We start from the raw sequence: 13,099 nt of genomic DNA, 5'->3' as shown, positions 1-13,099 counted from the left end.
ACCATGAGCCAACCGGAAACCGACAGGATGACTGAGCCAACGCCGATTGTCGCGGTCCCGCTGCGCCACCCGTGGCGGATCCTGGTGGCAGTGGTCCTGGTCCTCATGCTGGCAATCTTCGTGCTGGACGCCGCCCAACGTGCGGACTACGGCTGGCCCGACGTCGGCAAGTACATTTTCGACCGCCGGATCAGCCAGGCGGCCTGGGTGACGCTGGCACTGACCATCTACGCGATGGCCGGCGCGATTGTCCTGGGCCTGCTGCTCGCGATCATGCGGCTCTCACCCAACCCTGTACTGAAAAGCGTGGCGTGGCTGTACATCTGGATCTTCCGGGGAACGCCGGTCTACGTGCAGCTGGTGTTCTGGGGCATCGTGTCGCTGATCTACCCGGTGTTCACGCTGGGGATTCCGTTCGCGACGCCGTGGGTCACTGTTCCGAACGAGATCTTCACGAACCTCTTCATCACCGCGGTGATCGGGCTGGCCCTGAACGAGGCCGCCTACATGTCCGAGATCGTGCGCGCCGGGCTGCTGTCCGTGGACCAGGGCCAGGAGGAAGCCTCTACGGCGCTGGCCATGTCCTGGGGGCAGACCATGCGGTATGTGGTGGTTCCGCAGGCCATGAAAATTATCATCCCGCCCACCGGGAATGAGGTGATCTCGATGCTCAAGACCACCTCGCTGGTGGCGGCCATTCCGTTGAGCATCGACCTCTACGGGGTGTCCCGGGGCATTTCCGCCGTGACGTTCACGCCGGTGCCGCTGCTGATCGTGGCGTCGCTCTGGTACCTGCTCTTCACCTCGGCCCTGATGGTGGGCCAGCATTTCATTGAAAAGCGGTTCTCGCGGGGATCCGGACGGCTCAAGACGGGCAAGGGGCCGGCATCGCCGGAGCCGGGCCCGACGGCGGCTCCCGGACAGTATGCGGGCACAAATCCCGGCCCAATGCCGGCCCAAACTCAGGGCACAGTCCCGGGCGGGCCGCTCGTCACGGATATTGGAGGCAAGGGATGACCGGCATGCCAATGGTTCTGGCGGACCGGGTTTCGAAGAACTTCGGCTCCAACAAGGTGCTGCGCGGAATCAGCCTGGAGGTCAACCCGGGCGAGGTGCTGTGCATCGTGGGTCCCAGCGGTTCGGGTAAATCCACGTTTCTGCGCTGCATCAACCACCTCGAACGGGTCGACGCCGGCAGGCTCTCGGTCGACGGCCAGCTGGTTGGCTACCGCGAAAAGGGAGGCAAGCTCTACGAACTGAAGCTGAAGGAAGCAGCACTCCAGCGCCAGGAAATCGGCATGGTCTTCCAGCGGTTCAACCTCTTCCCGCACCTGACGGCGGTGGAGAACATCATCCTGGCGCCCATGCGGGTGAAGCGGCTTTCCAAGGCTAAGGCCACGGCCAGGGCCAAGGAATTGCTGGAGCGTGTGGGCCTGGGGGACAAGGGCGACCACTACCCGGCGCACTTGTCCGGCGGGCAGCAGCAGCGGGTCGCTATTGCCCGTGCCCTGGCCATGGATCCCAAGCTGATGCTCTTCGACGAACCAACCAGCGCCCTGGACCCGGAACTGGTGGGTGAGGTGCTGGATGTCATGAAGGAACTGGCCAGGAGCGGCATGACCATGATCGTGGTGACCCACGAAATGGGTTTTGCGCGCGAGGTGGCGGACACCCTGGTCTTTATGGACGAAGGAGTGGTGGTGGAGGCAGGCCCTCCCCGGCAGATCCTAAGCGACCCGCGGCACGACCGGACCAGGGCGTTCCTTTCCAAGGTCCTGTGACGCGCGGAGCGAATCGCGCGGCGGTGATGTCACGGGAGGCAGTCTTTTCGGTTCCGGAGGCGGGGTATTCCGTGGTTTTCCGGGAAATCCCGACTGCCGCAGGACGGAAAGTCTGCCGTGCGTGACGCATCGACCTGCCGGTGATGGCGCAGGGTTACAAAACGGCAACGAAGCAGGATCCGCCCCATCCGTTCTTGACGGCGGTGCCGAACCCTCCCCGGATATGCTGGAGCGTTGGTCTGGGGTTGCAGATCCTGACGGAGTCTTGGGGATAGAAGTGGCTGGAGTAACAGATGAATAGACACCGCGCATCCGATGGTGGCGACGGCGGCGATAGCCCGGTGTCCGTGGCGCCGGACCAGGTGTCGGCCGGCGAGCCCTTGGCCCCGGACCAAGTGTCCTTCGGCAGGCCCGTTGCGCCGGCTGGTGAGCCGGAGGGCAGGCTTTCGGGCGGGGAGCAGCAGGTGCGGACGAATCCCCGCTCCGCCGGGCTGCTGATCGCGGCGGCAACCGTGGCGGCGGCCGCGGCGCTGTGGGTGACCGTGTCGACGGGCGGCGGGATGACCTACAACACGCCCGAGAAGGGTGTTGTCTTTGGCCTGTGGAATGTGCTCTACGCCAACGAGGCGCCGGCACCGCGGGTCATCGCCGTCGCAATTGCCGCCATTGTATTTCTGGCTGCCGGAGTGGCCCTGCTGGAGCAGCGGATCGGTACCCGCACGCGCCGGTCCTTCAACATAAGCTCCAAGCCGTTGGCGCCCAAGGTGGTCATGGCGGCTACGCGCGGCGTTTACGCCGGGCCGCTGACCGTCACGGTGCTCATTCCCGCGCACAACGAGGAGGCCTCATTGCCGCTGACCCTCTCTTCGCTGAGGCAACAGTCCCACCCGCCAGAGCGGATCATGGTGGTTGCCGACAACTGCACGGACGGGACCGTGGCTGTCTGCCGCACCGCCGGCGTCGAGGTCCTCGAAACGGTGGGCAACACCCACAAAAAGGGCGGCGCCCTGAACCAGGTGCTGCGCGAAGTCCTTCCCGGGCAGGGGGACAACGACGCGGTGATGATTATGGACGCCGATACCCAGCTCGACGACGGGTTCCTGGCGTCAGCGGTGCGGCGCCTCAGCGACGACCGGGCCCTGATGGCCGTCGGCGGCCTGTTTTACGGCGAGGAGGGCCACGGGATACTGGGCCAGTTCCAACGCAACGAATACATCCGCTACGCCCGCGAGATGAGGCGCAGGAGGGGCCGGGTCTTCGTCCTGACCGGCACAGCCTCGGTCTTCCGGCCGGCGGCGCTGCGAGCCGTGGCCCGAAGCCGCGGCGTCTCGATCCCCGGAACGCCCGGGGACGTCTACGACACCGCGGCACTGACCGAGGACAACGAGCTGACGATTGCATTGAAGTCGCTGGGCGGGCTGATGGTATCCCCGCAGGACTGCACCGTGGTCACCGAGCTTATGCCAACGTGGCGGACGCTCTGGGCGCAGCGCCTGCGCTGGCAGCGGGGCGCACTGGAGAACATCGGGGCCTACGGGATCACGCCTCAGACCATGCGCTACTGGGCCCAGCAGCTTGGCATTGGCTACGGCGTGATCGCGCTGGGCTCCTACCTGCTGCTTATTGTGCTGATGCTCCTGGCCCTGGACGACTGGGTCTGGTTCCCGTTTTGGCTGGGCCTCGGGGCAATTTTTACCGTTGAACGCGTCATTACGGTGTGGAAAGGTGGCTGGCGCGCTCGACTTCTTGCCTTGCTGATCCTCCCAGAACTGGTCTTCGACATGTACCTGAACATCGTCTATGTCAAGGGTGTCATCGATTCGTCCCTGGGCCGGCAGGCCACGTGGAAGCACCTGGAGCACGCCGGCACCCCGGCCCGTGCGCTACCCGCCGCCACCCCGGCCGGAGTGCTGCCCGCCACGCGGCCCGCCGCAGAAGCGAGGCCGTGATGATCACACACCACCTGGCAGTGCCGGCCGGAATCCTGCTGCCGCACGCAGTGCTCGAAAGCGAGGTGTTCGCAACCTTGGCGGGTTTCGTTGCTATCAACACCGTGATGTATGTTGCCCTGGCGGTCGCCAAGACCCTGCCGAAGGTATACGTCTCCGACTGGGTCCGCCGCCGGAACGAACGCTCGGAAACCCGCGGTATCGACCCCGACGCCGCCGATTTCGGCCCGCGTTAGGTCGGCCGGGGGACATGCTCATTCTTCGCAACCGGGACTGGGCATAAGGGGAGTATGTCCATCCGCTGGCCCCAGCGCGGGGCATGTCCCTGAGTTAGGCCAGCCGGCCCGCGCCAGGGCAATCAGGCCCGCGCCAGGCAACCCGGGCCCGCGCCAGGCAACCCGGGTCCGCGCTAGACCCATCCGCGGCAGCTAGCGCTGTTCCTCCCGCTGGAGGGCTTTGTCGTGCTCGGCGTGGGCGCGGTGCAGCAGGTCCATGAACTCGGTCTCATCGTGGATGAGCCGCTTGTACTTCTCCGGCAGCTTCCGCAGCTGCTCCTCTTCACTGACCATCTTGGTGAAGATCGCATCCCGTTCCGCGATGTCGGTCTCGTAGTTGAGGTCCAGGTAGTCGGTGGCGTGCCGCTTGGCACCGGAGATGGCGTTTTTGGCCTTGCCCTTGGGGCTGAAGATGGAGGCCAGGACGGTGACGGTAAGGACCCCGAGGATGACCGTAAGTGAGGCACCGGTGCTGATCTCAAGGACGTTGACGTGTTCGCCGTCGTTGATGAACGGCAGGGTGTTCTCGTGCAGGGCGTGCAGGACCAGTTTCACCCCGATGAATCCGAGGACGGCGGCAAGGCCGTAGGACAGGTAGATCAGCCGGTCCAGCAGGCCATCGATCAGGAAGAACAGCTGCCGCAGGCCCATCAGCGAGAACGCCGTGGCCGTGAAGACGACGAAAACGTTCTGGGTCAGGCCGAAGATCGCCGGGATCGAATCGAGTGCAAAGAGGATGTCCGTCCCGCCGATGGCAATCATCACCAGGAGCATCGGGGTGAGGACGCGTTTGCCGTTTTCGATCGTGAACAACTTGTCGCCGTCGTAGTGCGAGGACGTGGGCAGGAACTTCTTGGTCAAGCGGACGATCAGCCCGTCGGAGTCGTCGTCGTGCGAATCCGGCCGGAGCAGGTTACCCGCCGTGAGCAGCAGGATGAGGCCGAAGATGTAAAACACCCAGGAGAAGCTGTTGATCAGGGCGGCGCCGAGGAAGATGAACGCGGTCCGCGCGATCAGCGAGAAGACGATCCCGAAGAGCAGCACTTTCTGTTGATCGGCGCGGGGAACCCGGAAGCTGGCCATGATGATGAGGAAGACGAAGAGGTTGTCCACGGACAGGGCCTTCTCCGTGACGTAGCCGGCGAAGTACTCCGTTCCCATCTCGACGCCGCCGAAGATCAGGACGCCGACCCCGAAGATCAAGGCGATACTGACGTAGATGGACGACCAGATGGCCGATTCCTTCAGGGTGGGCGTGTGGGCTTTCCGCACGTGGAAAAAGAAATCGAAGGCCAGCAGGCCCGCGATTCCGGCGATCGTCAGGGCCCAAACCAGGGTTGAAACTTGCATGCTCTCTCTTTCACTTACAGCCAGCGGCACGAGCCGAGGGTAGCGGGTACTGAGCCCGGCGCCCTCAGAATCTGCTTTTTTCTTTGCCACCAGCTTACCCGGGGGCGGCCGGCTGCTCTCTGAGGATGGCCGACGCAGAGGTTACGACGATGGCACCTGCGCGGGTCATTGATGTGCCGTGGCGTTCGTCGGATTCGGGTGATGGCCACCGGACCACAAGTGGAGGGCCGACATCGGGTTCGTAGACTCCTGGCCACTCGTTTGATGACTTGCAATGCATATGTCTTTGAAGCCATAATTGGCTGTCGAACTTTTCTGGCCGAAAGCTTCGACAAGCGGCTTGACCGACTGGAAGACGAGGCTGATCGCGGCGATGAGAGGGCGGGTTTCCCACCCCTACCACCACGGCATCGCGGTACGACTGATCTGCTGGTTTCCTCCTGATGAGAGCACCGCCGTTGTCGCCCTGTTTTCAGGTGACAATGCCATCATGGGCGACGTCTTCTACGACAGCGTCGGCCGTCGAGCCGACCAAATAATCGATCAATGGATCCGAGAAGGGGAGGTTGATGAAAATGGTCAGGAAGACATTCAGGAAGGGTAATGACCGGCTCGACCGCATCCTGGCAAAGCCGGGTATGACCGAACGCGTCGCTGAAATCCGAGAAACCGCAGCGCGGGAGGACCGCATTTATGCGCTGAACCTGGCAACTATCCGCAAGGCTGCGGAGTTGACCCAGGATGAACTGGCGCAGAGACTCGGGATAGATCAGAGCGTAGTTTCGAAGACGGAGCGACGCGAAGACATGCTGCTTTCTACGCTTGTGGACTATCTCTCAGCCGCGGGCGTCGAAGATGCAAAGATGGTTGTACACGTCAACGGTCGCGAAATAGAACTGGACCTCCGCAGCCTGCAGCATCATGTGAGGCCCTGAAAAAACCTCAAGGCGGAGGGAATTTCCGAAGAGCTGTGACATGGCGCCGTGCGGCCGCAGGCGTCCGTCAGCACCAGCTCCGGCGGCAGGATTTGCGGCAGCTCCACGGAGTCATCGCTGCAGATGAGGTTTGCGGCCTGGGCCAATTGCGGGAAACTGGCACCCAGGAAGGCATCGCGGGCCGCCGCGGGAACTAACAGCTCCGCGCGGTGGCGGATCAGCGGCCGGACGGCGTCGGGAACGGGAGCCGTGCTCGGGGCCAGCTGGAGATCACGGGCTGCCGTGGAGGTGTCCGGCCCCGTGCCGGCGTCCCACCAAAAAAGTCCGTGGCCGGGCTGGCCAATGACGCCCATCGCGGCGGGATCCACGGAACCACCGTCGACGACGCCGCCGACGCTCACGTGCGGTGCCAGCCGCAGCCCGCCGTCGTGAGCGCGGATGTCCAGCGAAATGGTGACGGGCTCATGAACCACGACGGCGTCGCCGGACTTTGCGGACACCAGCGCCACACCGATGTCACGGGCTTGGGCGAGGAGCTGCCACAGCAACGGGCTGTCGAAGCGTTCCAGCGGCAGGTGCGTGTACGGCAGTTGCGTGCCCTCGGCAGCGAAGAGTGTGGCAAAGATGCGCATCCAACGGATCTGTTCCGGACTGAATTCCTCGAGCTGGTATCCGTAATACGTCCGCCCGAAGGTATCCCAGCGCAGGTTGCCCGCCACCCACTTGCCCTTGGCGTTTTGCCGCACCGGCCTGGCGCTCAGGCTGATCGGCGGGGCGGATTGATTCTGCCACGGGTCAACGCGGGCACGCTGGGACCAGGACGGCTGGCTGGCACCGGAAACCTGGAGTTCCAGCTGCACGCCGAGCTTCAGCGTTGGTCTGCTGGCGCCGCGAAGTCCCTGTCCGCCGGCGAAACCCGGATACCGCGAAGCCGCCTCCGGGTGAAGAAGCGACTGGATCTGCTCCTGCCAGGAAGCGGGAGGCGCCTGTTTCTAGGCGGCGTTCTGGACAGATTTCTGGACGGCGGGTTTCTGAAAGGGTTCTGGGCGGCATTCGGGACGGTGGGCGCGGATTGCTTTCCAGGCGTCGCCTGCTTCGGCGTTGCCGGCTGCACGGGTGCGTTGGTGCCTGAAGTGGCCGGCGGAATGTCCACGAGCGCCGGCTGCACGACGGTGTACCCGCTGCTGATTTCCACGAGCAAAGCGGCCACATGCTTGCAGTTGGCGCGCATAGGGCAGGAGCAATCGCCCCAGTCAGGTGCCAAACCGCTCCTACCTTCTTTGAAGGAGACCTTGGTCCGGTAAGGGGCGCTGCGGTTGCCTTTGACCCTGGCTTTCAGCTCCAGGGATTTGGGATACCACTCGACGTCGGAAACTGCGCCCCGGCGCGCATAGGTGCGGCCGCGGCTCAGGCAGGTGCCACCCACCAGGGAGCTGATCGCAGGGGCGGCGAGCTGGGGCGGCTATGTGGATGTCACGGCTTAACGCTACCGGCCGGCAGGCGGGCCCGTTGCCCTTGGCCGGGCCGTGGCCGTCATAACGGATCCGGCTATGGCTGAAAAGGGGTAAGTCGAGCTGCCGGCCCCGCAGCGCTCAGGCGGTATGGCCGGGGGGCTGTTCGTGGGCGAGGTCCCTGACCCATTCAGCAGTCACCTTGCCAAGGCGCCGGTCCGTGACTTCCCGGAGCTGGGCCGCGGCGATCTGCATGGCTCGGCCGTCGTCGTCGACAATTTCTTCCGGTTCTACGTGGGCGGGCACGGTGTGTGCGGGCGCGGCGTGAGCGCCGTGCGGCGCGTGTGCTTCGGCCTTTGCGCGGACCGTACGGACCTGGGCTGCCTGGTAGAGAGACTTTTCCGATGCTGCTTCCAGGACGGCGAGTTCCCCGTCGCCGGCCAGTTCGCTTTCGCCGAGGACCTTGAGTACTTTCAGCCCGATGGTGCCGCGGTTCCTGTCCCCGGAGTGCACGGCGTCCAAAGCCCACTGGGTTCGCTTCCACCATTCGGCGCGGTTGTCCGCTTCAGCCTTCTGCTGCAGGGTCCGCCATCCGATGACCCCGGCGATGACGGCACCGAGGATCACCGCCAACGGCCCCAAAGCGGCAAGAATCTGCCACCACTCGGCGGGGCCGGTGTGGACGAAGACCTCTACCGGTGGGGGAGACGGAGTCGGTGGCATGGGCCTAGCCTAAGCCGCAGCCCGGACGGTCACCGGCGCTCCGGCCGGCGCGGCGTGTTCCCTGGGCGTCTCATTCCCGGTGCATCTCATTCCCGGTGCGCGCGGTGCGGTCAGTTGGTCAATGCCGGGATGATGGCGCCCGAGAACACCTGCCATGCGAGGGCGGTCTTGGCGATGAGGCTGAGTGTGATGTAGACCCGTTCGCCGTAGAGGTAGTCGCGCCACGGCCCCACCTGGCGGTATTGGAGCATCTGGTTGATCGCGAAGGTGTTGAAGAACAGGAACAGCGAAATGATGATGCCGTAGACGAAGGCGGGCGGCTGCACCGTGCTGGTCGACCCGGGGGAGAAGAAGTAGATCAGGATCACGATCCAGGGCACCAGCCCGACGAGGGACCCCAGAATGAAGGGCAGGAAATTGCCGCTGCCGGGCTTCTCGTATTTTTCCTGCAGCGCACCAAAGCCGATCATCGCGGCGTTGGCTGTGAAGACTGAGAAGAGAGCGGCAATATCGGTGATGCCGGTGGTCTGGGCGATGAGCCAGATCATCACGGACGAGCTGAGGGAGTACTCGACCCAGCGGAAGTAGTTGTGGTTTGCCCTGAGCCCGGCGCCGTAGCGGGGGAAGAACAGGGGCGATGCGACGGCGAAGTGGAACAGCGCGGAGAGTGCGAGGAACACCACAACACCGGCACCCACGTTCACGGCAAAGAGTTCCACGCGCTCAGGCGGCAGCGGGAAGCCGGGCGGACCCGAGAGGTAGTCTGCTGTCACACCGAAGGTGACCTGGGTGCTCAGCATTGCCAAGATGATCGCAAAGACGATGGCCTGGACCAGGTGCAGAGACCCGGCCACCAGGTTGTAGGGGCGAAGACGGCGGATGCTGTCGTCGGCGGTCCGGGCTGTGCGCGCCATGGGGTGCTCCTCGGTGAGCGGACGAACAGCGTCCGTGATCCTTAAAATACCATTTGCGCGCCCGCGCACGGCCAGACGTTCGTCCGGGCTCCCCGGGTGACGACGTTCCAGCCCAGTTACTCGGTGCCGGAACCGGTGTCAGCCCCGGGGAACTGCGGGAATCCGCCGGTGCAGGCCGGCGGGTGTGGAAGTAACTGGGCGGGAGCGTCCTGCCGGAGCCCAGAGGACCCCCTGACGGCGGCCGTCGTTAGCGAACCGCCGGAGCATCTACAGTTTGTGGATCATCCTTGCTCCGCGGGCGCGGGCACCGGCGCCGTCTCCCCGCCGAATGAGTCTTCGCCGTCAAATTGATACTGCCGCAGGACGGCGGACCGGGACGGGGGTGTGAGCTTCTTCAGGGCCGTGACCTCGATCTGGCGGATGCGGTGGCGGGTTAGGCCCAACGCTTTCGCCACCGTGTCCAAGGTTTCACCTGCACTGCCCGCTATGCCGAAGCGCATCGCACTGGCGCCGCCTTTGCCGTCGGGAACTTGGCTGTCCAGCGAATTGAGCGGCTGGTCCAGCGTCAGCAGATATTTAACCTCTCCGATCGAATATTCCGTCAGCCGGCCAAGATGTTCCGTGCTGCAGACGGTCCCCGCCATCGCGGCCGTCGGTTGTGCTGCCCGGAGTTTCTGCATTTGGTCTACGACGTAAACCGGCAGCCGGATAAGACGGGCTTGATCAGCCAGCGCCCGGTGATGGTTTGCCGGATGAGCAACGAGGCCAAGGTGGAAACTTGAAACCCCTGACGATCGACAACACCAGCCGCGCCCCGCCCGCACGGCGTTGTTCGTCGGCAGCCTCTGGCAACGATGACAATCCACGGAAAGATACTTGAGGTTGGCGGCGGCGGCACATGTCATGCAGTTGGTGCCCGGAACCTCTGGTGGGACAGACTGTTGCCGTGAGCAACTCTCCACGGACGGGCCTGGCCGTCGCAGGACTCAGCCTGGGTACAGCCCTGAACCCGCTGAACTCCTCGATGATCGCCGTCGCCTTGGTGGTGCTGCGCGCGGATTTCGGGCTCGACGTCGCCACCGTCACCTGGGTGATTACGTCCTTCTACCTCACCTCCGCGGCCGGCCAGCCGCTGATGGGCCGGCTGGCGGACCGATTCGGGCCGCGGCGGCTCTTTATGCTCGGCATGGCCGTGGTGGCCGTAACCTGCGCGCTGGCTCCGTTCGCGCCGAACTTCGCCGTGCTCTGCGTGGCCCGCGCCTTTATGGCCCTCGGCACGGCGACGGCCTACCCGAGCGCTGTCGTGATGGTCGGGGCGCTGGCCAAGCAAGCGAACGTGAAGTCCACCCGGCCGCTGGGGCGGATCCAGATGGCCAACACCTCGGCGGCTGCTGTCGGACCCGTGGTGGGCGGACTGCTGGTGGGCTTCGTCGGCTGGCAGGCCCTGTTCCTGATCAACGTCCCGCTATCGCTCGCGGCGATCTTCCTGGTCCGGCGGTTCGCGCCGGCCGACGAGGGCAGCGAACGCGGCCGCGCGTCGGAGCTGCTGCGGGACTCGGACATTCCCGGCATCCTGGCTTTCGTCGGCTCCATGGTGCTGGTGATGATGGCGCTGCTGAACGTGCTCCCGGACTACCGCTGGTGGCTCTTGGGCGCGGGCACCTTGCTGACTTTTCTGTTTGCCTGGCGCGAGCTGCGGTTTGCCACGCCGTTCCTGGACTTGCGCCTGCTGGGGAGCAACCGGCCGCTGCTGCTGGTCTATCTGGGCTTTGCCATTTTCAGCGGCGTGTACTACTTTGCGTTCTTCGGGCTGCCCCAACTGCTGCAGGAGGCCGGAGGCTACAGTCCCGCCGTCGTCGGCGTGCTGATGCTGCCGCTGGCCGCGATGTCGGTGGTGGTTACGCCGGTCGCTGTCCGCGCGATTGACCGGTTCGGCGTGAAGCGCGTGCTGATTGCCGGCGTTGTACTGCTGGTGGCCGCGTCGGGCATGATGTGGCTGCTGACGGCGTCGTTCGCCATTCCGCTGGTGATAGCGCTGACCGCGCTGCTGGGGGTGCCGTACGGGGTGGTCAGCATCGCCTCGAGCCAGGGCATGTACGTCTCCACCCGGCCCGAGGAGCGCGGGGTGGCCGCCGGGATCTATCAGACCTGCCGGTACGTCGGGGCCATCACGGCCACGGTGCTGATCGGCATCTTCTACGGCACGGGCGTGAACCAGGCCAACTGGGGTCTTATGGTGTTGGTGATGCTGGGGCTGGGTGCGGTGGTGTTTGTGGTGTCGCTGTTGTGGCGGGAACGGCGAGGCTGAGGGACGCCGGCTCGGACTCCCACGCAACCTCCCCGCCGGATGGGCACTCGCCGTCGAACAGATACTGCCGCAGGACCTTGGACCGGGACGGGTCCTTGAGCTTCTCCATCCCCGCGACCTCGATCTGGCGGATGCGTTCGCGGGGCAAGGCGTAAGTTTTCGCTATCGCGTCCAGGGTTGTCGCTCCGCGGCCCGTCAGGCCGAAGCGCATCGCAATGACCCGGGCCTCCCGGTCCTCGAGCGTGTCGAGTACGGCATATACCTGCGCCTTCATCTGTTCATGGAAGAGCGAATCGGTCGCGTCGGGGTCGGAGGTATCCGACAGCTGTTCGGCCAGGGCTTCGGTGCCGCCCCGTTCGTTGGGCACCTCGGAGTCCAAAGAAGAGACCGGCTTGTCCAACGTCAGCAGATACTCAACCTTCCCGAGCGAACTGCCCGTCAGCTGGCCAAGATCTTCGGCGCTGCAGACGGTTCCTGTCATGGCGGCCGCTCGTTGTGCCGACCTCACTTTCTGCAGCTGATCGACGACGTTTAGCGGCAACCGGATCAGACGGGCCTGATCACCCAGCGCCCGGAGTATGCCGCCGCGGATGAACAGCGTGGCGTGGGTGGAAAATCGGAATCCCTTGGTGAAGTCGAACTTGCGGACGGCCTTGAGCAGTCCCAGATTTCCTTCCTGGATCAAGTCCTGAAAGTCGAGGCCCCGGTAGGTGTAGTGCTTGGCGATCGACACTACAAGCCGGAGATTGGCGTGGAGCAGTGCATCGGCGGCACGCTTGCCCAGAAGGACGATGGCCTGAAGCTCCCGGACGTCCTGACCGGTCCGCGATCTACCGGCCTCCACGAGCTGTTCCGCGAAAAGCCCCGCCTCGATTTCTTGCGCCAGTTCCACTTCCTGCTCGGCGGTGAGCAAGGCGTAGCGACGCAACCGGCGCAGGTAGTCCCCGACGGCGTCGTCAGTAAACCCGACGCTGGCTGCCAGTAGTTCCGGCCAGCCAGGGTCATCCGGCTCGAATGATGCAGGGACAGAGGCAACCGCTGCGGGCGAAGTACGCGCCGTGCCGGTTGCCTCGTGGATCGGGTCAGCCATGTCATCCCCCTGTCAGGCGGGTCAAGCTCGTGAAGGCAGACTATGTGGCCGGTGTGACAATTTGAGGTGGCATTGGCAGACCTTTCTGGGCGGCAGCAAAGGCATCTTGACGGTGATGACTCCCGGACTACGTTTTGCCCTAATGGAGCGTTTCGCCCGTTCCACGCGACCTAACTGGATTGATCAAGCGGTTCTACCCAGAGGAGGTTGGGGACCGAAATCTCGCCCTCGTCGGCGTCCCGGCAACACCGCCGGCCGGCACAGAAAAGGCTGTCCACGTTCCCCCAGGGAAACGTGGACAGCCCCTTGCCGGCGGAGTTTGT

The 13,099-nt window shown here is 64.6% G+C and carries 14 protein-coding genes; 7 read left to right on the top strand and 7 right to left on the bottom strand.

Annotated features, from left to right (window positions below):
• The first annotated feature begins 3 nt into the window (after window positions 1-3).
• From AC50X6_RS16490 to AC50X6_RS16475, 4 genes are all read left to right on the top strand, one after another.
• The gene (locus AC50X6_RS16490) at window positions 4-1,017 is read left to right on the top strand and encodes an amino acid ABC transporter permease (RefSeq protein WP_494967245.1); all 1,014 of its coding nucleotides are present in this window, start codon (window positions 4-6) and stop codon (window positions 1,015-1,017) included.
• Window positions 1,014-1,781 (top strand): amino acid ABC transporter ATP-binding protein, encoded by a 768-nt coding sequence (locus AC50X6_RS16485; RefSeq protein WP_494967244.1) that lies wholly within the window; start codon window positions 1,014-1,016, stop codon window positions 1,779-1,781. The genes AC50X6_RS16490 and AC50X6_RS16485 overlap by 4 nt, the downstream gene beginning before the upstream one ends.
• A gap of 293 nt (window positions 1,782-2,074) precedes the next feature.
• On the top strand, window positions 2,075-3,730 hold the full coding sequence (locus tag AC50X6_RS16480) for a glycosyltransferase family 2 protein (RefSeq protein ID WP_494967243.1): 1,656 nt from the start codon (window positions 2,075-2,077) through the stop codon (window positions 3,728-3,730).
• Window positions 3,730-3,966 (top strand): hypothetical protein, encoded by a 237-nt coding sequence (locus AC50X6_RS16475; protein ID WP_494967274.1) that lies wholly within the window; start codon window positions 3,730-3,732, stop codon window positions 3,964-3,966. Before AC50X6_RS16480 ends, AC50X6_RS16475 begins: the two co-directional genes overlap by 1 nt.
• A gap of 192 nt (window positions 3,967-4,158) precedes the next feature.
• On the opposite strand, the gene AC50X6_RS16470 is transcribed toward AC50X6_RS16475, so the two are convergent.
• Window positions 4,159-5,355, bottom strand: coding sequence for a TerC family protein (locus tag AC50X6_RS16470; protein ID WP_494967242.1), 1,197 nt, complete (start codon window positions 5,353-5,355; stop codon window positions 4,159-4,161).
• A gap of 298 nt (window positions 5,356-5,653) precedes the next feature.
• On the opposite strand from AC50X6_RS16470, the gene AC50X6_RS16465 reads away from it, so the two are divergent.
• Both AC50X6_RS16465 and AC50X6_RS16460 read left to right on the top strand, forming a co-directional pair.
• Window positions 5,654-5,959 carry a hypothetical protein gene (locus tag AC50X6_RS16465; RefSeq protein WP_494967241.1) on the top strand — a complete coding sequence of 102 codons (306 nt, stop codon included), beginning with the start codon at window positions 5,654-5,656 and terminating at the stop codon, window positions 5,957-5,959.
• Complete coding sequence (locus tag AC50X6_RS16460) at window positions 5,931-6,290, top strand: helix-turn-helix domain-containing protein (protein ID WP_494967240.1); 360 nt, start codon at window positions 5,931-5,933, stop codon at window positions 6,288-6,290. Before AC50X6_RS16465 ends, AC50X6_RS16460 begins: the two co-directional genes overlap by 29 nt.
• Here the strand turns inward: AC50X6_RS16460 and AC50X6_RS16455 are convergent.
• The 5 genes from AC50X6_RS16455 to AC50X6_RS16435 form a co-directional block, all read right to left on the bottom strand.
• Entirely contained in the window at window positions 6,275-7,150 is an 876-nt protein-coding gene (locus AC50X6_RS16455; RefSeq protein ID WP_494967239.1) for a hypothetical protein, read from the bottom strand. The two genes, AC50X6_RS16460 and AC50X6_RS16455, sit on opposite strands and share 16 nt — an antisense overlap.
• A gap of 8 nt (window positions 7,151-7,158) precedes the next feature.
• On the bottom strand, window positions 7,159-7,716 hold the full coding sequence (locus AC50X6_RS16450; protein WP_494967238.1) for an SWIM zinc finger family protein: 558 nt from the start codon (window positions 7,714-7,716) through the stop codon (window positions 7,159-7,161).
• A 166-nt stretch (window positions 7,717-7,882) separates the two neighbouring features.
• Window positions 7,883-8,464, bottom strand: a complete 582-nt coding sequence (locus AC50X6_RS16445; RefSeq protein ID WP_494967237.1) for a hypothetical protein — start codon at window positions 8,462-8,464, stop codon at window positions 7,883-7,885.
• Window positions 8,465-8,574: 110 nt separating this feature from the next.
• Window positions 8,575-9,378 (bottom strand): heliorhodopsin HeR, encoded by an 804-nt coding sequence (gene heR / locus AC50X6_RS16440; RefSeq protein WP_494967236.1) that lies wholly within the window; start codon window positions 9,376-9,378, stop codon window positions 8,575-8,577.
• A gap of 281 nt (window positions 9,379-9,659) precedes the next feature.
• A complete protein-coding gene (locus AC50X6_RS16435) occupies window positions 9,660-10,283 on the bottom strand; it encodes a sigma factor-like helix-turn-helix DNA-binding protein (RefSeq protein WP_494967235.1) in 624 nt (207 codons plus the stop codon).
• Window positions 10,284-10,324: 41 nt separating this feature from the next.
• Between AC50X6_RS16435 and AC50X6_RS16430 the strand changes: the two genes are divergently transcribed.
• Window positions 10,325-11,686 carry an MFS transporter gene (locus tag AC50X6_RS16430; protein WP_494967234.1) on the top strand — a complete coding sequence of 454 codons (1,362 nt, stop codon included), beginning with the start codon at window positions 10,325-10,327 and terminating at the stop codon, window positions 11,684-11,686.
• On the opposite strand, the gene AC50X6_RS16425 is transcribed toward AC50X6_RS16430, so the two are convergent.
• Complete coding sequence (locus AC50X6_RS16425) at window positions 11,610-12,776, bottom strand: sigma-70 family RNA polymerase sigma factor (RefSeq protein ID WP_494967233.1); 1,167 nt, start codon at window positions 12,774-12,776, stop codon at window positions 11,610-11,612. The two genes, AC50X6_RS16430 and AC50X6_RS16425, sit on opposite strands and share 77 nt — an antisense overlap.
• Between the last annotated feature and the right edge of the window lie 323 nt (window positions 12,777-13,099).

It is taken from the genome of Pseudarthrobacter sp. HLT1-7 (assembly GCF_059383435.1).
Note: the sequence above shows the minus strand (reverse complement) of the source record. Positions and strands in the feature narration are given on the sequence as shown.

What these genes read in the sequence shown, in the direction of transcription:
- AC50X6_RS16490 (WP_494967245.1), top strand. Translation starts at nt 4, where the DNA reads ATGAGCCAACCGGAAACCGACAGGATGACTGAGCCAACGCCGATTGTC.
- AC50X6_RS16435 (WP_494967235.1), bottom strand. Translation starts at nt 10,283, where the DNA reads ATGACATGTGCCGCCGCCGCCAACCTCAAGTATCTTTCCGTGGATTGT.
- AC50X6_RS16485 (WP_494967244.1), top strand. Translation starts at nt 1,014, where the DNA reads ATGACCGGCATGCCAATGGTTCTGGCGGACCGGGTTTCGAAGAACTTC.
- heR (WP_494967236.1), bottom strand. Translation starts at nt 9,378, where the DNA reads ATGGCGCGCACAGCCCGGACCGCCGACGACAGCATCCGCCGTCTTCGC.
- AC50X6_RS16480 (WP_494967243.1), top strand. Translation starts at nt 2,075, where the DNA reads ATGAATAGACACCGCGCATCCGATGGTGGCGACGGCGGCGATAGCCCG.
- AC50X6_RS16460 (WP_494967240.1), top strand. Translation starts at nt 5,931, where the DNA reads ATGGTCAGGAAGACATTCAGGAAGGGTAATGACCGGCTCGACCGCATC.
- AC50X6_RS16475 (WP_494967274.1), top strand. Translation starts at nt 3,730, where the DNA reads ATGATCACACACCACCTGGCAGTGCCGGCCGGAATCCTGCTGCCGCAC.
- AC50X6_RS16425 (WP_494967233.1), bottom strand. Translation starts at nt 12,776, where the DNA reads ATGGCTGACCCGATCCACGAGGCAACCGGCACGGCGCGTACTTCGCCC.
- AC50X6_RS16445 (WP_494967237.1), bottom strand. Translation starts at nt 8,464, where the DNA reads ATGCCACCGACTCCGTCTCCCCCACCGGTAGAGGTCTTCGTCCACACC.
- AC50X6_RS16470 (WP_494967242.1), bottom strand. Translation starts at nt 5,355, where the DNA reads ATGCAAGTTTCAACCCTGGTTTGGGCCCTGACGATCGCCGGAATCGCG.